The sequence below is a fragment of the Ventosimonas gracilis genome, assembly GCF_001580025.1.
Taxonomy (GTDB): domain Bacteria; phylum Pseudomonadota; class Gammaproteobacteria; order Pseudomonadales; family Pseudomonadaceae; genus Ventosimonas; species Ventosimonas gracilis.
Map to the genome: position 1 here is coordinate 19,252 of NZ_LSZO01000124.1, position 24,276 is coordinate 43,527.

The following is a 24,276-nucleotide window of genomic DNA, read 5'->3' on the forward strand; positions in this document are numbered from 1 at the left end:
TAGCTTATCTGCGATAATGACCCCGTTCCCCTCCCACTTAAAGACCGCATAGCAAGGAACCTGAAACTCAAATGGCCATTCCCATTAAAGCCCCTGCTTTTCCCGAATCAGTTGCCGATGGCAGCATTGCCACTTGGTATAAAAAGCCGGGCGATGCCGTTAAGCGTGATGAACTGTTGGTGGATATTGAAACCGACAAAGTCGTCATGGAAGTGCTCGCCGAAGCCGATGGCGTGCTGGGCGAAATCCACAAGCACGAAGGCGATACCGTGTTAAGCGGCGAACATCTGGGCAGCTTAAATGAAGGCGCGAGCGCCGCGCCGCCGCCCGCCGCCACGGCTTCTGCCGCGTCGGCGGCACAAACGGGAAGTGGTGCCGGTCAAGCAGAAGCCCTGCTTTCCCCCGCCGCGCGTAAACTCGTTTTAGAACACGGCTTGTCTGCCGAAACGCTCCAAGGCAGCGGCAAAGACGGGCGCATTACCAAGGAAGATGTGCTCGCGGCTATCCAGTCCGGCGCGAAGTCGCCGCCCGCCGCCCCCGAGAAAGCGCCTGCGGCCGCCGCCGATGCGCCACTGTTTGCCCAAGGCGAGCGGGTAGAAAAGCGCGTGCCAATGACCCGTCTGCGTGCCAAAGTCGCCGAGCGTCTGGTAGAGGCGCAGTCCTCAATGGCGATGTTGACCACTTTTAACGAGGTCAATATGCAGCCGATTATGGCGCTGCGCAGTAAATACAAGGATTTGTTCGAGAAAAAACACGACGGCGTGCGCTTGGGCTTTATGTCGTTTTTCGTCAAGGCGGCGGTGGAAGCGCTCAAACGCCAGCCTGGCGTTAATGCCTCCATCGACGGTAACGATATTGTCTACCACGGCTATCAGGATATTGGCGTGGCGGTTTCCAGCGACCGTGGACTGGTCGTGCCGGTGCTGCGCAATGCCGAGCAAATGAGCCTTGCAGAAATTGAAGGCGGTATCGCCAATTTCGGCAAAAAAGCGCGCGATGGCAAGCTCTCCATTGAGGAAATGCAAGGCGGCACCTTTACCATCTCCAACGGCGGCGTGTTCGGTTCGCTGCTCTCCACGCCCATCGTCAATCCGCCGCAAACGGCTATTTTGGGCATGCACAAAATCCAGGAACGGCCCATGGCGGTCAACGGCCAAGTGGTTATCTTGCCGATGATGTACCTTGCGCTGTCTTATGACCACCGCCTGATTGACGGCAAAGAAGCGGTAACGTTCTTGGTTACGATTAAAGACCTGCTGGAAGACCCGGCGCGTTTGTTGCTGGATATTTGAGGACAAGTCATGAAAAAGTTTGATGTAGTAGTCATTGGGGCAGGCCCTGGCGGTTATGTCGCCGCGATTAAAGCCGCGCAATTGGGGCTTAAAACCGCCTGTGTCGAAAAATACCAAGACAAGGACGGCAAAACCGCATTAGGCGGCACTTGCCTTAATGTTGGCTGTATTCCGTCCAAAGCCCTGCTGGACAGTTCGTGGAAATACCACGAAGCCGAAACCGCCTTTAAAGCGCACGGCATTGAAGCCAAAGGGTTAAGCATTGACGTACCGGCCATGATTGCGCGCAAAGCGCAAATCGTTAAAAACCTCACCGGCGGCATTGCCGGGTTGTTTAAAGCCAATGGCGTAACGCTGGTCGAAGGTCATGGCAAGTTGCTGTCCGGCAAACGTGTCGAAGTCACTTGTGGCGATAGCAGTCAAGTGCTGGAAGCCGAAAACGTGATTATTGCCGCAGGTTCCGCACCGGTGGAAATTCCCCCCGCGCCGGTTGACCAAGAGGTTATCGTCGATTCGAGCGGTGCGCTGGAATTTCAATCCGTGCCGAAAAAACTGGGCGTGATTGGCGCAGGCGTGATTGGCTTGGAGCTGGGTTCGGTCTGGGCGCGTTTGGGCGCAGAAGTCACGGTGATTGAGGCGCTGGATAAATTCCTCCCGGCCGCCGATGAAGCGGTTGCCAAAGAAGCGCAAAAAGTGCTCAGCAAACAAGGGCTTAATATCCGCTTGGGCGCTCGCGTGATGGGCACGCAAGTGAAGAAAAAACAGGTCACGGTCAGCTTTACCGATGCAAACGGCGAGCAAAGCGAAGTCTTTGACAAGCTGATTGTCGCCGTTGGCCGCCGTCCAGTGACGGCCGACCTGCTCGCTGCCGACAGCGGCGTCACGCTGGATGAACGCGGCTTTATCTTTGTTGACGACCACTGCCGCACCAGCGTGCCGGGCGTTTATGCGATTGGTGACGTGGTACGCGGCGCCATGCTGGCGCACAAAGCCTCGGAAGAGGGTGTGATGGTCGCCGAACGTATAGCCGGTCACAAAGCGCAGATGAACTACGAGCTGATTCCTTCGGTGATTTACACCCATCCAGAGATTGCTTGGGTCGGCAAAAGCGAACAGCAGCTTAAAGCCGAAGGCGTAGCGGTCAATGTGGGCAGCTTCCCGTTTGCCGCCAGTGGCCGTGCAATGGCCGCCGGTGAAAGCGCAGGCTTTGTCAAAATCATTGCCGATGCCGAAACCGACCGCGTGTTGGGCGTGCACGTTATTGGCCCGTCCGCGGCGGAGTTGGTGCAGCAGGGCGCGATTGCCATGGAATTTGGCAGCAGCGCCGAAGATTTGGGATTGATGGTGTTCTCCCACCCGACGCTATCTGAAGCCCTGCACGAAGCCGCGCTGGCGGTAAACGGCGGTGCCATCCATATCGCCAATCGCAAAAAACGCTAAAAGCCTTCGCCCGTAAGACAAAACTTGCGGGCGAAATTAGGGTCTGTTCCCGTTTCAAACGCGAGCCGCGCTGCTGCTCAAAATTTCGCCAGACTAGGCGCAGCATGCAGGCAATGTGCACAACCTTGACAAATGCTGCAACAACGTATGGCGAAATTTTGGGCGCAGCCCGAAGGGACGGGGCAGATTTTTCGCGCTGCTGTGTTGCTCGTCGCTCATTTGCAATAGCAAACTTCGCTTCTCGCGCCTTGCCGCGCGAAAAATCTGCCTTCGTCGCGGCCACGTTTGAAACGGGAACAGACCCTGGTCGGGAAAACCGTAAAAAAACAGTAAATAACGCTTGCCAGAGTGCCATTACCCCACTAGAATGCGCACCCACACTGGGACGGGGTGATTAGCTCAGCCGGTAGAGCATCTGCCTTACAAGCAGGGGGTCGGCGGTTCGAACCCGTCATCACCCACCATTTCAGTGCCTCGCAGCGGTAGTTCAGTCGGTTAGAATACCGGCCTGTCACGCCGGGGGTCGCGGGTTCGAGTCCCGTCCGCTGCGCCACTTTAAAAGCCCTGCTTTGCAGGGCTTTTTTATTGCTATGGATTTTCCAGCCAGTATTGCAGTTGCTTAGGATCCGCAAACTGAAAGTCCGCGCCCCAATCTGCGGGGTTATCTTCAGCCTGGATATAGCCCCAGAGCGCTGCGGCAGTGAGCATGCCTGCTGCAATACCGGCTTCAATATCACGGCGGTCGTCGCCGATATAGAGCACGCCTCTTGCGGGCAGTTTAAGTTGCTTACAGGCGAGCAGCAGCATATCCGGCGCGGGTTTGGGATTTGCCACGTGGTCGGGGCAGAGCAGCACGGCGGCGCGTTGGCTTAAGGCCAGTTGCTGCATAATGGGTGCGGCATAACACAGTGGTTTGTTGGTCGCCACGCCCCAAGGCAAACCACGTTGCTCAATCGTCTTAAGTAGCGAGGCAATACCCTCAAACGGGCGGGTCAATAGCGCGCACTGGTTTTGGTAGCGCTGCAAAAAATCGGCGCGAAGGGTTTCTAATTCGCCGCTTTCAGGCGATAGGCTAAAAGCGGCGCAGAGCATGGCCTGTGCGCCGCCGGAAATCACTTCACGTAGACGATTTTCCGCAAGCGGCGGTAAATCGCGTTCCGCGCGCATGTTTTGCAAAATGGCGATAAAGTCTGGCGCACTGTCCAAGAGCGTGCCGTCCATATCGAACAAAACGGCATCGATGCGCATCAGGCTAGCCTTTGTGCCGCCAGCAGATAGTTCACTGAAGCATCCTGATTGATGCTGTAGCGGCGGCTCAGCGGGTTATAGCCAAGACCGCTGATGTCGGTGACTTCAAGCCTGGCAGCGCGGCACCAGGTGCCGAGTTCGGACGGGCGGATGAGTTTGCGGTATTCGTGCGTGCCACGCGGCAGCAGACGCAGCAGGTATTCCGCACCGACTATGGCAAACAGAAAGGCTTTGGCGTTGCGGTTGATGGAGGAAAAAAATACCTGTCCGCCCGGGCGCACCAACTGCGCACAAGCTTCGACCACCGAGAGCGGGTCTGGTACGTGTTCGAGCATCTCAAGACAGGTGACGACATCAAAAGCAGCAGGCTGTTCAGCCGCCAGTGCTTCGGCGGTGATTTGCCGGTAGTTAACCGATACGCCGGATTCCAATTGGTGCAGACGCGCGACCGCCAGCGGCGCTTCGCCCATATCAATACCGCTCACTTGTGCGCCGCGTTGCGCCATCGCCTCGCTTAATAGACCGCCGCCGCAACCTACGTCCAGCACGGTTTTACCGGCAAGCTGGGCGCGTTCGTCAATCCAGTTCACGCGCAGCGGATTAATGTCATGCAGCGGCTTAAATTCGCTCTCGGCATCCCACCAACGGTGCGCGAGCGCGTCAAACTTGGCGATTTCCGCACGGTCCACATTGTTCATGGCGCCTCCTTCTGCGGGACAAAAAACGGCAGTTTATAGGGCAATGGCGGGGATGTCCCAAGCTAGCGCAGCGCCGGAGCGGAAAATCCCATCCACAGCGCCAGTCGTTCGGCGACGCTGGTGCCGAGGCCGCGGCTTAGGCGTTCCAAGGGGCTGGGTTGACGGGTGAAGTCTTGGATGTTTTCTTCTTTGATCACTTCACGGGCGACAAAACTGGTGCTACCAAGGCCGTCGATCAAGCCCAGCTCAAGCGCTTGTTCACCCGACCAAATCAGGCCGGAGAACAGTTCTGGATGCTCATCGGCTTTAAGTCGCTCGCCGCGTCCGGCTTTGACGCTGTCGATAAATTGCTGGTGAACCGTGCCTAAAACCTGTTGCCAGAAGCGGGTTTCATCTTCACGCTGCGGGCTAAAGGCGTCGAGGAAGGCTTTGTGCTCGCCGGAAGTGTAGGTGCGCCGCTCGATACCGAGTTTTTCCATGCCACCGACAAAGCCAAAGCCCGCCGCCGTAACGCCGATGGAGCCCACCAGGCTCGCTTTGTCGGCGTAGATGGCATCGGCGGCGCTGGCGATATAGTAGGCACCGGATGCGCCGAGGTCGGTAATCACCGCGTAGAGTTTGGTATCCGGGTGTTCGCCACGCAGGCGGCGGATTTCGTCGTAGATATAGCCGGACTGCACGGGGCTGCCGCCGGGGCTGTTGATGCGCAGTACGATGCCTTTGGTGTTTTTGTCGGCAAAGGCATTGCGCAAACTGCCGACGATATTGTCGGCGCTGGCCTGTTCACTGCTGTCAATCATGCCTTTGAGTTCAATCACCGCCGTGTGTGCGCCGCCTTTGCCGCCTGCGCCGCTGGGCAAATTCATTTGTGGGGAAAACACCAGCAGCACGCCGATTAAGTAAATAAAAGTCAGCGATTTGAAGAAGATGCCCCAGCGGCGTGAACGCTTTTGCTCCTGCACGCCTGCCAGCAAGACTTTTTCCAGCAGTTGCCAGCTTTTGTCATTGCTATCTTTGACTTCTTTGACTTCCTTCCATGCCTCTTTCCCGCCTTCCATTAGTTGCTCCCAAAGCATAAGGATGATTAAAACTGCGGATTGTAGCGGTGAATATCAGTCGCTGCTCGTCTGTTCGGTAAGACGCTGCAAAGCGTTTTGCCAGGGCGCATCGGGCGGTGCTTCAAGCTCAAGCGTGCCGCCTTGCGGCAATGGCAGGCGCAGCCTAAAGGCGTGCAGAAACAGGCGTTTGCCACCCAGGGCGCGGATTTGTGCGGTAAAGCCCGCGTCGCCGTATTTATCGTCACCTGCTATCGGGTGTCCGGCGTGTTGCGCATGGACGCGGATTTGGTGGGTGCGGCCAGTAATCGGGCGGGCTTCAATCAAAGTGGCTAAATCGGCAAAGCGCTCAATAACGTTAAAGCGCGTCAGTGCCGGTTTGCCTTCGCTTCGTACTTGCACCATGCGCTCGCCGGAGAGCCGCGTATTTTTCAAAAGCGGCACCGCGATTTGCTTGAGCGAAGCGGGAAAATCGCCCTTTACCAATGCCAGATAGCGCTTATCCACTTGCCCATTCGGCAATTCGCCGCGCAGCGCCTGGTGCAGATGGCGCAGCAGGCTGCGTTTTTTGGCGATCAACAACAGGCCGGAGGTATCACGGTCAAGCCGGTGCACCAATTCCAGTGCTTTGCAATCCGGGCGCAATTGGCGCAGTGCCTCAATGACGCCGTAATTCAGACCGCTGCCGCCGTGTACGGCAATGCCGCAGGGTTTATTGAGCACAATCAGGCCGCTGTCTTCATGGATAATGGCCGCTTCCAAGCGCTCAAGCAGCCCTTTTGCCAAGGGCGCCGGTTCATCCGCTGCTGGCAGGCGCAGCGGCGGCAGGCGCAGCCTGTCACCGGCTTTAAGGCGATATTCGGGCTTGATGCGGCCTTTATTCACGCGCACTTCGCCGCTTCTTAAGATGCGGTAAATCAATGGGCGCGGCGCGCCTTTTAAGCGGCTGAGCAGGAAGTTATCGATGCGTTGTCCGGCAAATTCTGCGCTGATGTCTAGCCACAGGACGGATGGCGCGACGCGGGTATCAGTGGTCATCGGCGAATAATACTGCATTGAGCCATTTACAAAAAACGGCTACAATCCCCAGCTTGCTGTTGATGACGGTAAGCGCTATTTAACGCAAGATTGAAAAACGCACAGCCCGGCGCTCACCGATGGGTATCAGGCGCTTGGGCGATGCCTAACATGATTGGATTATCAGGCACGGCGCAAGATGTGCGCACGGGCTTATCAACCATCTGCAATGGATAGCGCAGGTGGCAATGGATTTTCAGTAATTCTGTGCAGGTGGAGATGCACGGCTTTTAAGTTTGTGTCGATAGTGTCCACAACTTAAAAGCCGATTCCTCCTCCTGTTTAAAAAAGTGCTTGATGCTCCAAAACTTGGAGACGTTGGTCGCGGCTCGGCTGATAAAACCTGCGCCGCTTGACACAGAAAACCGCCGCAAGCGGTCTCTGACGCGCACCTGCACCGGATGGGAAAGTCTTGTGTGCCACCTGTGGTTTCCGTCGCTTTAAGGAAACTACAACCCCATGAAAAGAATGCTGATTAACGCAACCCAACCGGAAGAGTTGCGTGTTGCGCTGGTAGACGGGCAACGGCTGTACGACTTGGATATTGAATCCGGTGCACGCGAGCAAAAAAAAGCCAATATCTACAAAGGCCGCATTGCGCGCATTGAACCCAGTCTGGAAGCCGCTTTTGTCGATTTTGGCGCGGAACGCCACGGCTTTTTGTCGCTGAAAGAAGTCTCGCGCGAATACTTTAAAAAATCCCCCGATGGCGGGCGCGTCAATATCCGCGAGGTGTTAAGCGAAGGCCAAGAGATTATCGTTCAGGTGGATAAAGAAGAACGCGGCAATAAGGGCGCGGCGCTCACCACCTTTATCAGCCTGGCCGGACGCTATCTGGTGCTGATGCCGAACAACCCGCGTGCCGGCGGTATTTCCAGGCGCATCGAAGGCGACGAGCGGCGCGAGCTGCGCGAAGCGCTGGACAGCCTCAACGTGCCTGCCGACATGGGCTTGATTGTGCGCACCGCCGGTATTGGCCGCTCCAGCGATGAAATGCAGCAGGATTTGGACTACCTGTTGCAACTGTGGAACGCCATCAAGGAAGCTGCGGAAAGCCAAAAAGCGCCGTTTCTGATTTATCAGGAATCCAACGTCATCATCCGTGCCATCCGCGACTATTTACGCCAGGACATCGGCGAAGTGCTGATTGACAGCACCCACGCGCAAGAAGAAGCGCTCGCCTTTGTCCAGCAGGTGATGCCGCAGTACAGCAGCAAAATCAAGCTGTACGATGACAGCGTGCCGCTGTTTAACCGCTTCCAGATTGAAAGCCAGATAGAAACCGCCTTTCAGCGCGAAGTAGAACTGCCCTCCGGCGGCTCGATTGTGATTGATCCGACCGAAGCGCTGGTTTCCATCGACATCAACTCAGCGCGTGCCACGCGCGGCAACGATATTGAAGAAACCGCGCTGCAAACCAACCTTGAAGCCGCCGAAGAAATCGCCCGCCAACTCAGGCTGCGCGATATTGGCGGGCTGATTGTGATCGACTTTATCGATATGAACGCCCCGCGCAACCAACGCGCGGTGGAAGACCGCATGCGCGAAGCGCTGGATGCCGACCGTGCGCGCGTGCAAATTGGCCGTATCTCGCGCTTTGGCTTGCTGGAAATGTCGCGCCAGCGGCTGCGCCCGTCCTTGCGCGAAACCAGCGGCATTGTCTGCCCGCGCTGCAACGGGCAGGGCGTTATCCGCGATGTGGAATCCCTCTCGCTCGCCATTTTGCGGCTGATCGAAGAAGAAGCGCTGAAAGACCGCACCGCCGAAGTCCGCGCGCGTGTGCCCATTCCGGTGGCCGCTTTTTTGCTCAATGAAAAACGCAACGGGCTGACCAAAATCGAACTGCGCTGCCGCACGCGCATTCTGATTTTGCCGACCGAACAACTGGAAACCCCGCACTTTGAAGTGCAGCGTCTGCGCGACGACAGCCCGGAGGCTTCCAATGCCCAATTAAGCTACGAAATCAGCGGCAGCGAGGAGGTCGAGGCCGACGATTCGGTCAGCGCCACGCGCACGCTGGTGCGCCAGGAGGCGGCGATTAAATCCGTGCCGCGCCCACCCGCCGGCACTAGCGCAGCGCCTGCTCGCGAGCCAAGCAGCGCGCCAGAGACTGTCAGCAAACCCGCATCGGGCGGGCTGATTAAAGGCTTGGTGCGTTCGCTGGTCTCCCTGTTTGCATCGGAAGAACAGCCAAAATCCAGCACACAGACCCCGTCACCGGCAAGCGGCGAGCGGCCGCGCAACGCCGAGCGGCGCTCGGCACGTCCGCAAAATGGCGCTCGCCGTCGTGAAGAAGCGCGTGATAGCCGCGAAGCACGCGAGCCGCGCAAACCCCGTCCAGCGCGCGAGCAACAAGAAGAAACAGTAAGCCACCGCCGTCATGAACGCACCGCGCGAGAAGAAGCCCCGGTACGTGAACTGCGTCCAGCGCTCCCCGCCGCAGAAAGCGAGGTCACCCCAGTCGTCGTGCGCGAAGCCAAATCACGTGAAGAGCGCCCGGCTCGTCCGCCCCGTGGGCCTCGCCCGCCGCGTAATCTGCCGGAGGTAGAATCCTCGTCGGCCGCCATCAGTGAGGATGAACCGCTGGAGGCGAACGAAGCGAGTACTGTTGCGGATAATCGCGAAACCAGCGAGCGGCCACAGCGTCGCACCCGCGGCCAGCGCCGCCGCAGCAACCGCAGCGAGCGCCAGCAAACTGCGCCCGGCTGGCAAAGTCCCGCCGCACAAGCCGAAGCACAAACCAGCAGCGAAGCCCCCGAGCAGGAACACGAGCCGGTTATCGTGCGCATTATCAATCCACATGACGATACGCCCGCATCTGCCGTGCTGATTGAGCCGCTCGAAGGGCAGGCGGATCAAGCACCGGTCGCCGTGGTAATGGATGAAAACAACCCGGCGCAACCACGGGGGGCGGAGGAACTGCCTGCTGAAACCGCAATAGAGCGCCCAGCGCCCGCCGATCTTATCGAGCCTGAAACCGATAGCGCTAAGGCGTTGCCCGCTGCTGTTGAAGCGCAAACGCCGCCACCAGTAGAAGCGGTGATAGCCGCCGTGCAAGAGGAGGTCGCAGCTGAACCCATTCGCCCGGCGCCACAAAACAGCATAGGGGATGCGCCCAAACGTGCGCCCAACGACCCGCGCGAAGTGCGCCGCCGAATGGAAGCCGAGCGCAAAAAGCAGGCCGTCCATGCACCGGCGACCCCCTCCTTAAGCCAAGAGCAGGGTAATAAGCCACCCTTGCAAGCGTCCGAAAAAGCCTCGCTGGCCCGTGCGATTACCGAAGCCGTGTTGCATATCGACAGCGCCCGCCCACCCCTGCACAGCATCAGCGAACCCGCACCCGTGCGGGCAGAAGCCGCTGAGATGCCGGTTAGCGTTGAGACTGAAGCGGTCAAATCGTAGCGCCGCTCCGGCAACCCCTCTCCCGCAAGCGGGTGAGGGGAGCAGACCCTAAGGCTTTAGCGCTATCGCCTGCTCAATCACGTGCTGCAACTTTTCGTCATCCGGCTTGGTGCGGCTGGCGAAGCTCGCCAATACCTTGCCTTGCGGACTGACCACGTATTTGTAGAAGTTCCAGCGCGGGGCGCTGCTTTGTGCGGTTAATTGCTTAAACAATGGGGTGGCTGACTCGCCGGTGACGGGCTGCGGTTCGGTCATGGTGAAGGTAACACCGTAGTTGACGTAGCAAACTTCGGCGGTTTTGTTAAGGTCGGGGTCTTCTTGGTTAAAGTCGTTGGACGGTACGCCAATCACTTCCAAGCCTTGGTCTTTGTATTTTTGATAGAGCGCTTCCAAGCCTGCAAATTGTGGGGTAAAACCGCAGTGGCTTGCTGTATTGACGATAAGCAGTGGTTTACCGGCAAACTGGCACAGGTCAATGAGTTCATTGCTGCGCAGTTTGGGCAGTTCGCCTTGTAGGGTAATTGGGCAGTCTGCACCAAAAACCGGGCCGCCGATAGAGGCCAGTAGCATGGCGAGCAGGGAGCGAATTTTCATGGCCTTTTTCTTGTGTGAAGGAAAAAGGCAACCCTACGCCGACTGCAAGGCGAGGGCAAGCAGGTTTGCTTGCCCTCGCCCATAAAAAATGGGCGAGGGGAGGGTGCTTTTATTCCTCGCTGATTTGTCCCATTGCCGTCGTGTTAAAGCCGCCATCGACGTAGAGGATTTCGCCGCTGATGCCGGAGGCTAAATCGGAGCAGAGAAAAGCCCCGGCATTGCCGACTTCTTCAATGGAGACATTGCGCCTAAGCGGCGTTTGCGCTTCGTTGGCGGCCAGCATCTTGCGGAAGTTTTTAATGCCGGAAGCCGCCAGCGTGCGGATGGGGCCGGCGGAAATAGCATTGACGCGCGTGCCAGAAGGGCCAAGGCTGCTGGCGAGATAACGCACGCCTGCTTCCAAGCTCGCCTTGGCCAGCCCCATCACGTTGTAGTTGGGCATGGTGCGCTCAGCGCCCAGATAGGAGAGCGTCAGCAGGCTGCCGTTTCTGCCTTGCATGAGATCACGACCGGCGCGAGCGAGGGCGACAAAGCTATAGCTGCTGATGTCGTGCGCGATACGAAAACCTTCGCGGCTGGTGACTTCGGTAAAGTCTCCATCCAGTTGGTCGCCGGGGGCAAAGCCGACTGAATGGACGATGCCGTCCAGTCCGTCCCAATGCTGCGACAAGGCTTTAAATACCTGCTCAATATCGCTGTCGCTCGCTACATCACAGGGAAAGCACAAGTTTGCTGAAGAACCCCAATCGCTGGCAAACCCTTCCACGCGACCTTTGAGCTTGTCGTTTTGATAAGTAAAGGCAAGCTCAGCACCTTCGCGGTGCATGGCGGCGGCAATGCCGGAGGCAATGGACAGTTTGCTGGCTACGCCAACAATCAAAATGCGTTTACCACTTAAAAAACCCATAAGGGACACTCCTTTTTTAAATTCACGATTTAATTTGCGTCGTCACTTCGCGCCACCAAGTGCGCATCAGTACAAGGATGCAGGCGAGCATCAGCCCGCCCAGCAAGGAGATCGCCGCAACCCGCGCAAAGCGCGTGGTCGGTGCGTTGGGCTTAACCCACTGGCGGCTGCTTTTTTGATAGAGATTGGCCGAAAAATCAGAAAAAGTGCCGCACATCATAGCGTTTAAACGGGAGCAGAGAAAGGATGGGAACGCCAGCCTTGTTATGATTGGTGCCTTTTTTATCCCTGAGAAACAAGATGGCCAAGGCCAAACGTATTTACGGCTGTAGCGAATGCGGCTCAACCTTTCCCAAATGGGCGGGGCAATGCCCCGATTGTGGTGCGTGGAATACGCTGGTTGAAACCTTGGAAACGTCCGCGCCGGTAAGCGGTGCCAGCGGCAAGCGCAGCGGTTGGACGGGCACTGTCGCTGAGGTTAAGACGCTTTCCGAAGTCAGCGTGCTACAAACGCCTCGATTTTCTACCCAGTCCAAGGAGCTTGACCGCGTGTTGGGCGGTGGTTTGGTGGATGGTTCGGTGGTACTGATTGGTGGCGATCCGGGCATCGGCAAGTCCACCATCTTGCTGCAAACCTTGTGCGCTTTGGCTGAGCAGCTTGCGGCGCTCTATGTCACCGGTGAAGAGTCGCAGCAGCAGGTCGCCATGCGCGCGCGCAGGCTGGAGTTACCACAAGAGCGCCTTAAGGTGATGACCGAAACCTGCATCGAAACCATTATTGCAACGGCCAAGCGCGAGCGTCCGCGAGTGATGGTGATTGACTCCATCCAGACCATTTTTACCGAACAGTTGCAGTCCGCGCCCGGCGGCGTTGCGCAAGTGCGCGAAAGCACCGCGCTGCTGGTGCGCTACGCCAAACAAAGCGGTACGGCGATATTTTTGGTCGGCCATGTCACTAAAGAGGGCGCACTGGCCGGGCCGCGCGTGCTTGAGCATATGGTCGATACCGTGCTCTATTTTGAGGGCGAGGCGGACGGCAGGCTGCGCCTGTTGCGCGCGGTAAAAAATCGCTTTGGCGCGGTCAATGAATTGGGCGTATTTGGCATGACCGACAAGGGCTTAAAAGAAGTCGCCAACCCATCGGCGATTTTTTTAACGCGCAGTGGTGGCGATGTGCCCGGCAGCGTGGTTATGGCGACTTGGGAAGGCACTCGCCCGCTGTTGGTCGAGGTGCAGGCGTTGGTCGATAGCAGTCACTTGGGCAATCCCAGACGGGTCAGCCTTGGCCTAGACCCCAACCGCCTTGCCATGTTGCTCGCCGTACTGCACCGGCACGGCGGCATTGCCAGCTACGACCAAGACGTTTTTTTAAACGTGGTCGGCGGGGTCAAAGTGCTGGAAACCGCCGCCGATTTGGCGTTGCTCGCGGCCGTGGTTTCCAGCCTGCATGCTAAGCCGCTGTCGCAGGATTTACTGGTGTTCGGCGAAGTCGGCTTATCCGGTGAAGTGCGCCCGGTACCAAGCGGTCAGGAGCGTTTAAAAGAAGCCGCCAAACACGGCTTTAAACGCGCCATCATCCCCAAAGCCAACGCGCCAAAAACCGCCCCGCCAGGCTTTACCCTGATACCAGTGACAAGACTTGGCGAGGCGTTGGAAGCATTGTTTGACTAGGGGCGACACGGCTCGTTCGCCTGCTTTGCTGGTTTTTTATCAACTGATTGATTAACCTTACAAATCTATTGCTTCTGCCTAAGAACTCTTATGAAACAAAACAACAGTTTTCTGCAACGCTTAACCCATCACCTGCCTTGGTTGTTGCTCGCCCTGATGGGCGGGGCAGCGCTTGGTGTGATTGCTTTGCGCCGTGGCGAGCCGATTAACGCGCTGTGGTTGGTCACTGCCGCGGTCGGCATTTATCTCGTCGCCTACCGTTATTACGCGTTATTTATCGCGCGGCGCGTGCTGGGCATTGATCCGACCCGCGCCACGCCCGCTGTGCTGAACAATGACGGGCTGGACTATGTGCCGACCAATCGCCATGTGCTGTTTGGTCATCACTTTGCTGCGATTGCCGGTGCCGGGCCGTTGGTGGGGCCGGTACTTGCCGCGCAAATGGGCTATCTGCCCGGCACGCTCTGGCTGATTGCGGGCGTAGTGCTGGCAGGGGCAGTGCAGGACTTTACCGTGTTGTTTTTCTCCAGCCGCCGTAATGCGCGTTCGCTCGGCGATATGGTGCGCGAGGAAATGGGGCGGGTGCCCGGCACGGTCGCGCTGTTTGGCTGCTTTATGATTATGGTGCTGCTGCTTGCGGTGCTCGCGCTGATTGTGGTCAAGGCGCTGGCGCAAAGCCCGTGGGGCATGTTTACCGTGATCGCCACCTTACCTATTGCGGTCTTTATGGGGCTGTATATGCGCTGGCTGCGGCCGGGGCGCATTGGCGAGATTTCGCTGATTGGCATTGCGCTGCTGCTTGCCTCCATCTGGCTGGGCGGCGTGGTGGCGGCAGACCCCATCTGGGGGCCGCGCTTTACCTTTAGCGGCGAGCAAATCACCTGGATGCTGATAGGTTACGGCTTTGTCGCCGCTGTGCTGCCGGTCTGGCTGATTTTGGCGCCGCGCGATTACCTATCGACCTTTTTGAAAGTCGGCACGATTTTGGGCTTGGCGATTGGCATTTTGATTGTTATGCCCGAGATGAAAATGCCCGCGCTTACCCAGTTTGTCGATGGCACAGGTCCTGTGTGGAAAGGCAGCCTGTTTCCGTTTCTCTTTATCACCATTGCCTGCGGCGCGGTATCGGGCTTTCACGCGCTGATTAGTTCCGGCACGACACCGAAGATGCTGGCGAATGAAGGCGATGCGCCCTACATCGGCTACGGCGGCATGCTGATGGAGTCCTTTGTCGCCATTATGGCGATGGTGGCTGCATCAGTGATTGAGCCTGGGCTGTACTTTGCCATGAACAGCCCGCCCGCCGTGGTCGGCGCGGACGTCACCAGCGCTGCGGCAACGATCAGCCAGTGGGGCTTTGTGATCAGTCCAGAGCAACTGACTGAAAGCGCGCGCGAGATTGGCGAAACCACCGTGCTAGCCCGCGCCGGTGGTGCGCCGACACTGGCGGTAGGCATTGCGCAAATCTTCCACAGTGTGCTGCCTGGGGAAAATACCATGGCGTTTTGGTATCACTTCGCCATTTTGTTCGAGGCGCTGTTTATTTTGACGGCGGTGGACGCCGGCACGCGCGCCGGACGCTTTATGTTGCAGGATTTGCTCGGCAACTTTGTTCCGGCCTTGCGCAATACCGAATCCTGGTTCGCCAATATGCTGGCGACCGCCGGTTGTGTCGGGCTTTGGGGCTGGTTGCTCTATCAAGGCGTGGTCGACCCGCTGGGTGGGGTCAATACACTGTGGCCGCTGTTTGGCATCTCCAACCAGATGCTTGCGGCGATTGCGCTGATGTTAGGTACTGTGCTGCTGTTTAAGGCCAAACGCCAGCGCTACGCTTGGGTCACTGCGTTGCCCGCGTTATGGCTGTTGATTTGCACCAGCAGCGCTGGATTGATCAAGTTGTTTGATACTAATCCTGCCGTGGGCTTTATCGCACTCGCGCATAAATACCAGGAGGCACTGTCGCAAGGCCTGTTGCTCGCTCCGGCGAAGAACGCGGCGCAAATGCACAGCATCGTTTTTAACGCTTACACCAACGCCGCATTGACCGTACTGTTTTTGTCCGTGGTGCTGTTTGTGCTGATTTACGCGGTAAAAACCTCGGTCAAAGCGCTTAGGCAAAGCGAGCGCAGTGATTGCGAGCTGCCTTGGCGGGCGCAAGCGGAGGCTGTTTGATATGGCAGGACTGCTGCACAGCTTAAGCAAAGGTTTACAGCAAACCGCGCATTTGATGGTGGGCATGCCGGATTACGACAACTATCTGCGGCATATGGCGGAAAAACATCCGGAACTGCCGGTAATGAGCCGCGAGGCATTTTTCCGCGAACGCCAGCAGGCACGCTACGGCGGCGGCAAGGGCAGTCCAGTTCGTTGCTGCTAAAAATCCAGGACAAGCCCCGAGCAGGGGCTTTTTCGCTACCATGCGTAGCTTTCGCCTTAAGATCATTGATGTGACCGAACGCTTAACCCTGCTGCGCCCGGATGATTGGCATATCCATCTGCGCGACGGCGAACTGCTGCCCTTTACCGTGGCTGATGCCGCCCGCGTATTTGCCCGTGCCATTGTGATGCCCAATCTGCTGCCGCCGGTCTGCACTGTGCAGCAGGCGGCGGCCTATCGGCAGCGTATTTTGGCGGCAAGACCCACCGGCAGTACGTTTGAGCCGCTGATGGTGCTTTATCTCACCGATAACACTTCGCCGGATGAAATCCGCAGCGCCAAGGCGAGCGGCTTTGTCCACGCCGCCAAGCTTTATCCGGCGGGCGCAACCACTCATTCCGCCGCTGGTGTCACGCAAATCGACCATATCTTTGCGGTGCTGGAAGTGATGAGCGAAGTGGGTCTGCCACTGTTGCTACACGGTGAAGTTACCCGAGCTGAGGTGGATATTTTTGACCGTGAAAAGCGCTTTATCGACGAGCAGTTAAGCCGCGTGGTTGAACGTTTTCCCGGCCTGAAAATCGTTTTTGAACATATCACCACGGCTGATGCGGCGGCTTTTGTTCGCGCGGCGCCGGATACGGTCGGCGCGACCATTACCGCGCATCATCTGCTGTACAACCGTAACCATATGCTCGCTGGCGGCATTCGCCCGCACTTTTATTGCCTTCCGATATTAAAACGTAATGTCCATCAAGAGGCTTTGCTGGATGCGGCGACCAGCGGCAATCCGAAGTTCTTTTTAGGCACGGATTCTGCCCCGCACGCCCGCCACACCAAAGAAACCGCCTGCGGCTGCGCCGGTTGCTACACGGCTTATGCGGCCATTGAACTGTACGCCGAGGCGTTTGAGCAGCGCGCTGCACTGGCTAAGCTCGAAGGCTTTGCCAGCCGCTTTGGCGCGGATTTTTACGGCTTGGCGCACAATCGCCAAACCATCACACTGGTGCGCGAACCCTGGACGGCACCCGCCATCCTGCCTTTTGACAGCCATTGCCTTATCCCGCTGCGTGCCGGGGAAACCCTAAATTGGCGCTTGTTGGAGCAGCCTTGTGACAGATGACTTCAAATCGCCGATAGCCGCACGTTTTCGCGGCTATCTGCCGGTCGTGGTGGACGTGGAAACCGGCGGCTTTAACAGTCAAACCGATGCACTCTTAGAAGTGGCCGCCACTTGCCTGGACATGGACGAAAGCGGCTTTTTATGCCCGGCGCACAGCTTGTTTTTCCGTGTCGAGCCTTTTGCCGGTGCCAATATCGAGCAGGCGGCGCTCGACTTTACCGGTATTCGCTTAGGCCATCCGCTGCGCATGGCGGTGGACGAAGAGCACGCGCTGAATGAGATATTTCGCAGCGTGCGCAAAGCGGTTAAATCCACAGGCTGTAAACGCGCGATTTTGGTCGGTCACAACAGCCATTTTGACCTCTCTTTCGTCAACGCGGCGGTCTTGCGCTGCGCCATTAAGCGTAACCCGTTTCACCCGTTTTCCAGCTTTGATACCGCAACCCTGGCCGGTCTTGCCTACGGGCAAACCGTGCTCGCCAAAGCCTGCGAAGCGGCGGGGATTGCTTTTGATAAAGAGCAAGCGCATTCGGCGCGTTACGACACGGAAAAAACCGCCGAACTGTTCTGCGCGGTGGTCAATCGCTGGAAGGAATTGGGCGGCTGGCTGGACGGTGAATAACCGACCACAATAACCGACAACAAAGCAAAGAATACGAAGCAGCATCAAACAATCTTTGACAAGCATTCGCAATATCACTAGTATCGCGGCTATCCGTTTAGTTAGCCGCGAACTGCCATGTACGTTTGTCTCTGCCAAGGCGTTACCGACAACCAAATCCGCCAAGCGGTGCACCAAGGCTGCGCCAATTTTCGTGAACTGCGTAGCCGCTTGGGCGTTGCCAGCCAATGCGGCAAATGTGCGCGCAGCGCCAAACAGCTGCTGCGCGAAACCCAACGCGAAATCGCCGCCGAACAATCGGCTTCCAGCAGCCTGTTTTTTGCACTTGCCTAAAGGACTTGTCACAGACTGAAACGCCCGCCATGCAGCGGGCGTTTTGCGTTTTAAGACCTTGCCTTCTTCCATAAAAGGGCGACGGGTGGAGCTAGTAAGCGCCTTCCGTAGTCACGCGGCTGTTGCCGTTCACGCTCATGATGCGCACGCGGTCGCCGACGCGGAAAATCTCGTCTTTCTCGACCTGTTGCACATAGGCTCGCACTGCACCGTTGTCCTCGCGCACAGTAATTTCTACGCCGTGCACACGGGTTAAGCCTTCTTCTGCTGCTGCACCCAACAGACCGCCCGCTACTGCACCGATAACCGCCATCACCAAACTGCCACGACCGCCACCCAAGGTGCTGCCGCCAATACCGCCAATGGCTGCACCGGCACCTGAGCCTATCGGCGTTTTGGTGCCTTCAATCTCTACCGGCCTTAAGGCGACGATGGTGCCCATCTGTACTTTTTGTACCTGCCGTGCGTCATCTCGGCTGTACGTGCCGCCACCCAGATTGGATTGGCAGCCGGTTATCAGGAGTAGTGCAACAAAACCAGCCGCTAATGTGCGAAGTCCAAGCATGGAAATTCTCCTTAAAACGTTGCGGATTAGACAAGCCTATCGGCGTTTTGGTTCGCTAGGGTGCAAGCCTTTCGCGCAGCCACTTTTCGCCGTTTAAGCGATAACGCAGGCGGTCGTGCAGGCGGCTGGCGCGGCCTTGCCAGAATTCGATGCAGTCAGGCAGCAAGCGCCAGCCGCCCCAATGCGGCGGGCGTGGTGGATCATCGCTGGCAAAGCGCTGCTCGGTTTCGGTCAGTTGCCTTTGCAAGACTTCGCGGCTGGCAATCATTTGGCTTTGCGGCGAAGCCCAAGCCCCAATGCGGCTGCCCAGCGGGCGGCTGTGGAAATACGCATCGGATTCCTCAGGCGTTAGCCGCTCGACCTGGCCTTCAATCCGTACTTGGCGTTCCAGTGTCGGCCAAAACAGGCAAAGCGCTGCCAGCGGATTTGCCACAAGTTGCTGCCCCTTGGCGCTTTGGTAGTTGCCAAAAAAGCTAAAGCCTTTTTTATCAAAGCCTTTAAGCAATACGGTGCGGCAGTGCGGCCTGCCCTGTGCGTCCACCGTGGCAAGGCTCATCGCGTTAGGCTCAATGGGTAGTTGTTCGGTTTTGCAAGCCTGGTCAAACCATTGCTGGAACAGGGCGAGCGGCCCTGCGGGTGCATCGGCTTCGTTCAGGCCGTCCTTGGTGTAGTCGCGGCGCATGTCGGCCAGGGACGGTTTGAGGGACTGCGGCATGGCGGCGTTCCTTATTCAAGTAGTTGGGATTGGCTGTATTGGCGAAGTATATGGGGCAAAACGCTTTGCCGGGTCAGCAGCAGCTCGACCCGGCGGTTGAGTTTGCGCGCTTCCAAGTCGTCATTGGCGGCTCGTGGCATGTCCGCACCTACGCCTTTAAACAGCGCCCGACCGCGGCCAAAACCGCTTAAGCGAAATATCGACGCTACCGCTTGTGCCTGCTGGGCGCTCAGTTTTGGGGTTTTCTCGACCTGTTCGGGGTCAAGATGCCCCAAAATCAATACGCCGCTTTCTGCGTCTTCTTGCAGCAGGCGCACCAGCTCGTTGATACGTGGCAAGGCAACCGGCAGCAGGGTATTGGCTTGCCGCTTGACGTTGAAGTAGCTGTCCACCGGAATGCTGATGGACAGCAACTCTTCGCGTCGTTCCAGTTCCAGACCGTTTTCACTGACCAGTGGCCGCAAGCGCAGCTCGTAGACATCCAAAAACGTCCGTGTTTTCTGTTGTTCCAGCAAACGCCATTGCGCCAGCGCCGCTTGCTCGTCGGCGGCTCTGGCGGCGGCCAGTTGTTCTTCGCTGGGGCCGCTGCTGCAACTCGCCAACAGCAAGGCGCAAATCAGTGCCAAAGGCAGTGTTTTGTTAATCAAAAGAAACTCCGTTTTCAGTTAGGAATGAAGACAATCCATCAGCACTCGAACGAGTTGCTGTGTTCTGGGATCCATCAGGATATAAGGGCCAAGGGTATTGCAGACAAAGCCAAAACCAAGCTCATATTCAGGGTCAGCAAAGCCGATGCTGCCGCCCGCGCCGGGGTGGCCGAAGGCTTTGCTGCTCGCGCCATAGGTGGCGTTCGGCAGCATCGGTTGGTCGAGCAGGCAGCCCAGAGCAAAACGGGTTTCTGTCAACAAGGTTAAATCTTCGCCTTGGCTGTGCTCGCGGGTCATTTCGGCGAGCAGTTCAGCCGGTAACAGGCGATCATCGAGCAGTGCGCTAAAAAAACTCGCCAGCGTGCGGGCGTTGCCGTGGCCGTTGGCGGCGGGCTGCTCCATGCGCCGCCACTCGGGTTTGTTGGTGCTGGTCATGATCGACGGCGGATTGGCAAAGGCGCGGGTGGAAAGCGCCTGTGGCTGCGTCATCATGCATTTAAGCAAGCGCTGCGCGGCGGCATCGCCCAGATTGCCTTTGGCTCTTGCAACATGGGCAATGCGCGAAAATTCGTGCGCAGGCGTACCCAGATAAAAATCCAGGCCCAGCGGGCGGGCAATCCGTGCGCCAATGGATTGGCCTGGGCTGCGTCCATCGACTCGCCTGATCAGTTCGCCGACCAGCCAGCCATAAGTAATGGCCGCGTAGCCTTGTGCGCTGCCGGGTATCCACCAAGGCGCTTCAGCGGCAACTCGCGAGGTCATCGTGTGCCAGTCGTAGAGCGCTTCGGGCGGCAGTAGTTCACGCAGTGCGGGAAGCCCTGCGCGATGACAGAGGATTTGCCGCAAGCTGATGTGTTCTTTACCGGCGGCGGCAAATTCCGGCCAGTAGTGGGCAACAGGCCTGTCTAGGTCCAGCTTGCCTTCAGCGACTAATTGCAATGCGCAGACGGCGGTGAAGGTTTTGCTGCAAGAGAACAGGTTGACCAGCGTATCTTCGGCCCAATCCTGACGGCGGTCTTTATCGGCAAAGCCTGCCCAAAGATCGAGCACGCTTTGCCCGCCGATTTGTACGCAGAGCGCCGCGCCGCGTTCCTGTGGGTTATTAAACAGTTCGGCAAATGCTTGTTTGAGCGGTTCAAAACGAAGGTCCAAACGGCCTTTGACTTGCACTTAGCACTCCTTAAGTGAGTTAGCATGCGGCGTTTATCTACCGCAAATACTTAAAAATGTCGTACAGCATAGCGCCCATTGGCTTTATCCGCTGCGCTTTTAAGCAGCGTTTAATAATCCCAAGACAGCCGCAGCTCGCCCCAGCCGCACGTGCTGTGCTGGAATTATTGCCGCCGTTTAACGCGCCTTGTGCGCTCGAAGGCTTACAAAAAGTCAGCCATGTTTGGCTGCTATTTTTATTCCACCAAAGCCTTAAAGACAAAACCCATCTGCGCGTTCGTCCTCCGCGTTTGGGTGGACAAAAGAAAATCGGCGTATTTGCCAGCCGCGCACCGCAGCGGCCGAATGGTATCGGGCAGTCGCTGGTCAAACTGGAGCGCATCGAGACGGGAAGGCTGTATTTGTCGGCGATTGACCTGCTCGACGGCACGCCGGTGGTGGACATCAAGCCCTATTTGCCTTGGGCGGACTGCCCCAGCGAGCCGGTTTACAACCATCTCGCCAGTAGCGCGCCCAAAGCGATTGCGGTGGAATGGACAGCCGCCGCGCTGGCACAGGCTAAAGCGCACGCGCTGCGCCTTGCTGAGCCGGTCGTCGAATTGATTGAGCAGTGCCTTGCGCAAGATCCAAGACCCGCTTGGCAAAAACCACTCAGCACGCAGCGCTACGGCGTGCGGCTGTGGGATTTGGAGGTGCGCTGGCACTATCCGGAGGCAGAGCTGATTTGCGTGCTGGAAGTGGTTTTCCCCACCCCCGCTCCCGCGGACGCAGATGGGGGAGGGAGTCACGATTAACTATTTCTCAACAAACGCGCGTTCAATCAGATAGTCACCCGGCTCGCGCATGCGCGGGGAAATCTTAAGGCCAAAGTCATCCAGCACTTGGCTGGTTTCTTCGAGCATGCTGGGGCTGCCGCAAATCATCGCGCGGTCTTCGGCCGGGCTAATCGGCGGCAGGCCGATGTCGTCAAACAGTTTGCCGCTGCGCATTAAATCGGTCAGGCGGCCTTGGTTTTCAAACGGCTCGCGGGTCACGGTGGGGTAATAGATCAGCTTCTCTTTAAGCTGCTCGCCGAAGTATTCGTTCTGCGGCAGGTGTTCGGTGATGAACTCGCGGTAGGCCACTTCGTTCACATAGCGTACGCCGTGCACGAGGATGACTTTTTCAAAGCGCTCGTAGGTCTCCGGATCCTGAATCACGCTCATAAAAGGCGCAAGTCCGGTGCCGGTGCTGAGCAGATACAGGCGTTTGCCGGGGTTTAAATCATCCAGCACCAGCGTGCCGGTGGGCTTTTTACTGATAATCAGTTCATCGCCGGGTTTGAGGTGCTGCAAACGCGAGGTCAAAGGGCCGTCTGGCACTTTAATGCTGAAAAACTCTAAATTCTCCTGCCAATTGGGGCTGGCAATCGAGTAAGCACGCATCAGCGGGCGGCCATTTTCTTGTTGCAGACCAATCATCACAAACTGACCGTTATCAAAACGCAGGCCCGGGTCGCGTGTGCAGGTAAAGCTGAACAGCGTGTCATTCCAATGGTGCACGCTCAGCACGCGCTCAACGTTCATATTGCTCATAGAGGGAAACTCTCTTTGAAAAAAACAGGGTATTGTAGGACTTACAGTATCCGGCTGGCATCCACAGCGTTCACCAAAAAACTGAACGCTAATGATAACGCGAATATCTATCTTGAATAACACTTAAATCCTTGCCTGAACGATGAAAATCCCTCGCGTCACCCTTGAGCAATGGCGAACCCTGCAAGCGGTGGTGGATTTGGGCGGTTTTGCCCAAGCCGCTGAAGCGATGCACCGTTCGCAATCTTCCGTGAGTTACACCGTGGCAAGGCTGCAAGAACAGCTCGGCATGCCGCTGCTGCGCCTGGAAGGGCGCAAAGCCGTGTTGACTGATGCCGGTGCCATGCTGTTGCGCCGTTCGCGGCAACTGGTCAAACAGGCCAGTGTCTTGGAAGAACTGGCGCAGCAGATGGAGCAGGGCTGGGAGGCCGAAGTTCGGCTGGTGGTCGATGCCGCCTTTCCGCTCGCCGCGCTGGTGCGCGTGCTGCGCGACTTTATGCCGCAGAGCAGAGGTTGTCGTGTCAAGCTTCGCGAGGAAGTGCTCTCCGGCGTAGAAGAAGTGCTAAGCGAAGGCATGGCCGACCTTGCCATCAGCGGCGTTGCCATCACCGGCTGGCTGGGCGAGGAAATCGGCACGGTGGAATTTATCGCCGTCGCCCACCCCGAACATCCGCTGCATTTATTACAACGCCCGCTCAGTGCGCAGGATTTGGAAGGCCATCTGCAACTGGTTATCCGCGATACCGGCAGCACCGCCCCGCGTGATGCCGGTTGGCTGGGCGCGGAACAACGCTGGACGCTGGGCAGCCTCGCCACGGCAAAAGCTTTTGTCAGCAATGGCCTTGGCTTTGCCTGGCTGCCGCACCATTTAATTGAAGGCGAACTCGCCGCCGGATTGCTCAAACCCTTGCCACTGGTCGCAGGTGGCAGCCACCTGGAATTGTTTTACCTTTACACGCACAAAGACAAAACCTTGGGGCCGGCCACGCAAATCCTCGCCAGCCTGATTAAAAGCTGCAACAATCCGCTTACGTCACCCTGATAATGGCTATCTATCATGCTGAAAAAACTATGGTTTTCTCTTATTTTACTGCTTGGCTTCAGCGCTTTTGCCGATGACACAGCAAACCCCAGAGTGCTGCTCGACACCAGCCTTGGCGAAATCGAACTGGAACTGAATGCCGCCGATGCGCCCATCAGTGTTGCCAATTTTCTGGCTTATGTAGACAGCGGTTTTTACCAGGGCACGCAGTTTCATCGCGTTATCTCCGGGTTTATGGTGCAAGGTGGCGGATTTGACGAAAACCTGCAACCAAAGCAAGCGCTGGCCGCCATCCAAAATGAAAGCCAAAACGGCCTTGCCAATCGACGCGGCACTATCGCCTATGCGCGTACCGCAGACCCGCATTCAGCGACCAGCCAGTTCTTTATCAATCTGGTCGATAACGCCTACCTCAATGGCAAAGCAGGCAAACCGGGTTACACGGTATTTGGTCGCGTAATACGCGGTATGGAAGTGGTCGATAAAATCGCTAAAGTGCCGACCGGCTTGCGCAGTGGCATGGCCGACGTACCGAGCCAGACCGTGCTGATTCGCACGGCAAAAAAGCTGCAATAAGCGGGATTGATTGACGCCCTCTCCCGCTTGCGGGAGAGGGAAGAGCTGTCTTTAAATACAATAATAATGGGTCTTAGGAAGCAAACATGTTTTTATGGCATGATAACTTCCTGATATGACTGGTAAAAATAGGTACTTCAAACGTTCG

General features: G+C 57.4%; 24 protein-coding genes and 2 tRNA genes. 14 read left to right on the plus strand and 12 right to left on the minus strand.

What is annotated here, in order from left to right:
* Window positions 1-71 precede the first annotated feature (71 nt).
* From odhB to AXE65_RS05495, 4 genes are all read left to right on the plus strand, one after another.
* Window positions 72-1,292, plus strand: coding sequence for a 2-oxoglutarate dehydrogenase complex dihydrolipoyllysine-residue succinyltransferase (gene odhB / locus AXE65_RS05480; protein WP_068389209.1), 1,221 nt, complete (start codon window positions 72-74; stop codon window positions 1,290-1,292).
* Between the two features lie 9 nt (window positions 1,293-1,301).
* The gene (gene lpdA, locus AXE65_RS05485; RefSeq protein WP_068389219.1) at window positions 1,302-2,732 is read left to right on the plus strand and encodes a dihydrolipoyl dehydrogenase; all 1,431 of its coding nucleotides are present in this window, start codon (window positions 1,302-1,304) and stop codon (window positions 2,730-2,732) included.
* A 388-nt stretch (window positions 2,733-3,120) separates the two neighbouring features.
* Window positions 3,121-3,196 (plus strand) — tRNA-Val (locus AXE65_RS05490).
* 12 nt (window positions 3,197-3,208) lie between these two features.
* Window positions 3,209-3,285 (plus strand) — tRNA-Asp (locus AXE65_RS05495).
* 35 nt (window positions 3,286-3,320) lie between these two features.
* On the opposite strand, the gene AXE65_RS05500 is transcribed toward AXE65_RS05495, so the two are convergent.
* From AXE65_RS05500 to rluC, 4 genes are all read right to left on the minus strand, one after another.
* Window positions 3,321-3,980 carry an HAD-IA family hydrolase gene (locus AXE65_RS05500; RefSeq protein WP_068389222.1) on the minus strand — a complete coding sequence of 220 codons (660 nt, stop codon included), beginning with the start codon at window positions 3,978-3,980 and terminating at the stop codon, window positions 3,321-3,323.
* Window positions 3,980-4,678, minus strand: a complete 699-nt coding sequence (gene ubiG, locus AXE65_RS05505; RefSeq protein ID WP_068389225.1) for a bifunctional 2-polyprenyl-6-hydroxyphenol methylase/3-demethylubiquinol 3-O-methyltransferase UbiG — start codon at window positions 4,676-4,678, stop codon at window positions 3,980-3,982. The genes AXE65_RS05500 and ubiG overlap by 1 nt, the downstream gene beginning before the upstream one ends.
* 62 nt (window positions 4,679-4,740) lie before the next feature.
* Complete coding sequence (locus AXE65_RS05510) at window positions 4,741-5,736, minus strand: S49 family peptidase (RefSeq protein ID WP_068389227.1); 996 nt, start codon at window positions 5,734-5,736, stop codon at window positions 4,741-4,743.
* Between the two features lie 54 nt (window positions 5,737-5,790).
* Entirely contained in the window at window positions 5,791-6,771 is a 981-nt protein-coding gene (rluC, locus tag AXE65_RS05515) for a 23S rRNA pseudouridine(955/2504/2580) synthase RluC (protein ID WP_068389229.1), read from the minus strand.
* 498 nt (window positions 6,772-7,269) lie between these two features.
* On the opposite strand from rluC, the gene rne reads away from it, so the two are divergent.
* Window positions 7,270-10,212 (plus strand): ribonuclease E, encoded by a 2,943-nt coding sequence (gene rne / locus AXE65_RS05520; RefSeq protein ID WP_068389231.1) that lies wholly within the window; start codon window positions 7,270-7,272, stop codon window positions 10,210-10,212.
* A 48-nt stretch (window positions 10,213-10,260) separates the two neighbouring features.
* Here the strand turns inward: rne and AXE65_RS05525 are convergent, their stop codons facing one another.
* The 3 genes from AXE65_RS05525 to AXE65_RS05535 all read right to left on the minus strand — a co-directional run bounded on the left by AXE65_RS05525 (window position 10,261) and on the right by AXE65_RS05535 (window position 11,933).
* Complete coding sequence (locus AXE65_RS05525) at window positions 10,261-10,806, minus strand: glutathione peroxidase (RefSeq protein WP_068389235.1); 546 nt, start codon at window positions 10,804-10,806, stop codon at window positions 10,261-10,263.
* Window positions 10,807-10,915: 109 nt separating this feature from the next.
* A complete protein-coding gene (fabI, locus tag AXE65_RS05530) occupies window positions 10,916-11,713 on the minus strand; it encodes an enoyl-ACP reductase FabI (protein WP_068389238.1) in 798 nt (265 codons plus the stop codon).
* 22 nt (window positions 11,714-11,735) lie between these two features.
* Entirely contained in the window at window positions 11,736-11,933 is a 198-nt protein-coding gene (locus AXE65_RS05535; protein ID WP_068389241.1) for a hypothetical protein, read from the minus strand.
* A gap of 80 nt (window positions 11,934-12,013) precedes the next feature.
* Here AXE65_RS05535 and radA point away from each other — a divergent pair, with 80 nt between their 5' ends.
* The 6 genes from radA to AXE65_RS05565 all read left to right on the plus strand — a co-directional run bounded on the left by radA (window position 12,014) and on the right by AXE65_RS05565 (window position 17,839).
* Window positions 12,014-13,384, plus strand: coding sequence for a DNA repair protein RadA (gene radA, locus AXE65_RS05540; RefSeq protein WP_068389244.1), 1,371 nt, complete (start codon window positions 12,014-12,016; stop codon window positions 13,382-13,384).
* 90 nt (window positions 13,385-13,474) lie between these two features.
* On the plus strand, window positions 13,475-15,556 hold the full coding sequence (locus tag AXE65_RS05545) for a carbon starvation CstA family protein (protein WP_068389246.1): 2,082 nt from the start codon (window positions 13,475-13,477) through the stop codon (window positions 15,554-15,556).
* 1 nt (window position 15,557) lies between these two features.
* Window positions 15,558-15,761 carry a YbdD/YjiX family protein gene (locus AXE65_RS05550; RefSeq protein ID WP_068389248.1) on the plus strand — a complete coding sequence of 68 codons (204 nt, stop codon included), beginning with the start codon at window positions 15,558-15,560 and terminating at the stop codon, window positions 15,759-15,761.
* 70 nt (window positions 15,762-15,831) lie between these two features.
* Window positions 15,832-16,884 (plus strand): dihydroorotase, encoded by a 1,053-nt coding sequence (gene pyrC / locus AXE65_RS05555; protein WP_068389277.1) that lies wholly within the window; start codon window positions 15,832-15,834, stop codon window positions 16,882-16,884.
* Entirely contained in the window at window positions 16,874-17,506 is a 633-nt protein-coding gene (rnt, locus tag AXE65_RS05560; protein WP_239685035.1) for a ribonuclease T, read from the plus strand. The genes pyrC and rnt overlap by 11 nt, the downstream gene beginning before the upstream one ends.
* 117 nt (window positions 17,507-17,623) lie before the next feature.
* Window positions 17,624-17,839 (plus strand): bacterioferritin-associated ferredoxin, encoded by a 216-nt coding sequence (locus AXE65_RS05565; protein WP_068389252.1) that lies wholly within the window; start codon window positions 17,624-17,626, stop codon window positions 17,837-17,839.
* A gap of 91 nt (window positions 17,840-17,930) precedes the next feature.
* Here AXE65_RS05565 and AXE65_RS05570 read toward each other — a convergent pair whose 3' ends face one another.
* From AXE65_RS05570 to AXE65_RS05585, 4 genes are read right to left on the minus strand one after another with little or no spacing between them, the layout of a single operon-like run.
* Entirely contained in the window at window positions 17,931-18,404 is a 474-nt protein-coding gene (locus AXE65_RS05570) for an outer membrane lipoprotein (RefSeq protein ID WP_068389254.1), read from the minus strand.
* Between the two features lie 55 nt (window positions 18,405-18,459).
* Window positions 18,460-19,119, minus strand: coding sequence for a pyridoxamine 5'-phosphate oxidase (gene pdxH, locus AXE65_RS05575; protein WP_068389256.1), 660 nt, complete (start codon window positions 19,117-19,119; stop codon window positions 18,460-18,462).
* A gap of 11 nt (window positions 19,120-19,130) precedes the next feature.
* Window positions 19,131-19,766 carry an OmpA family protein gene (locus AXE65_RS05580; RefSeq protein ID WP_068389258.1) on the minus strand — a complete coding sequence of 212 codons (636 nt, stop codon included), beginning with the start codon at window positions 19,764-19,766 and terminating at the stop codon, window positions 19,131-19,133.
* Window positions 19,767-19,784: 18 nt separating this feature from the next.
* The gene (locus AXE65_RS05585; protein ID WP_068389261.1) at window positions 19,785-20,936 is read right to left on the minus strand and encodes a serine hydrolase domain-containing protein; all 1,152 of its coding nucleotides are present in this window, start codon (window positions 20,934-20,936) and stop codon (window positions 19,785-19,787) included.
* A 56-nt stretch (window positions 20,937-20,992) separates the two neighbouring features.
* Here AXE65_RS05585 and tsaA point away from each other — a divergent pair, with 56 nt between their 5' ends.
* On the plus strand, window positions 20,993-21,730 hold the full coding sequence (tsaA, locus tag AXE65_RS05590) for a tRNA (N6-threonylcarbamoyladenosine(37)-N6)-methyltransferase TrmO (RefSeq protein ID WP_068389266.1): 738 nt from the start codon (window positions 20,993-20,995) through the stop codon (window positions 21,728-21,730).
* On the opposite strand, the gene fpr is transcribed toward tsaA, so the two are convergent.
* Window positions 21,731-22,510, minus strand: a complete 780-nt coding sequence (gene fpr / locus AXE65_RS05595) for a ferredoxin-NADP reductase (protein ID WP_068389269.1) — start codon at window positions 22,508-22,510, stop codon at window positions 21,731-21,733. It lies immediately after the preceding gene.
* 142 nt (window positions 22,511-22,652) lie between these two features.
* Between fpr and AXE65_RS05600 the strand changes: the two genes are divergently transcribed.
* Both AXE65_RS05600 and AXE65_RS05605 read left to right on the plus strand, forming a co-directional pair.
* Window positions 22,653-23,552, plus strand: a complete 900-nt coding sequence (locus tag AXE65_RS05600; RefSeq protein ID WP_068389271.1) for a LysR family transcriptional regulator — start codon at window positions 22,653-22,655, stop codon at window positions 23,550-23,552.
* A 15-nt stretch (window positions 23,553-23,567) separates the two neighbouring features.
* The gene (locus tag AXE65_RS05605) at window positions 23,568-24,128 is read left to right on the plus strand and encodes a peptidylprolyl isomerase (RefSeq protein WP_068389274.1); all 561 of its coding nucleotides are present in this window, start codon (window positions 23,568-23,570) and stop codon (window positions 24,126-24,128) included.
* Window positions 24,129-24,276: the final 148 nt, after the last annotated feature.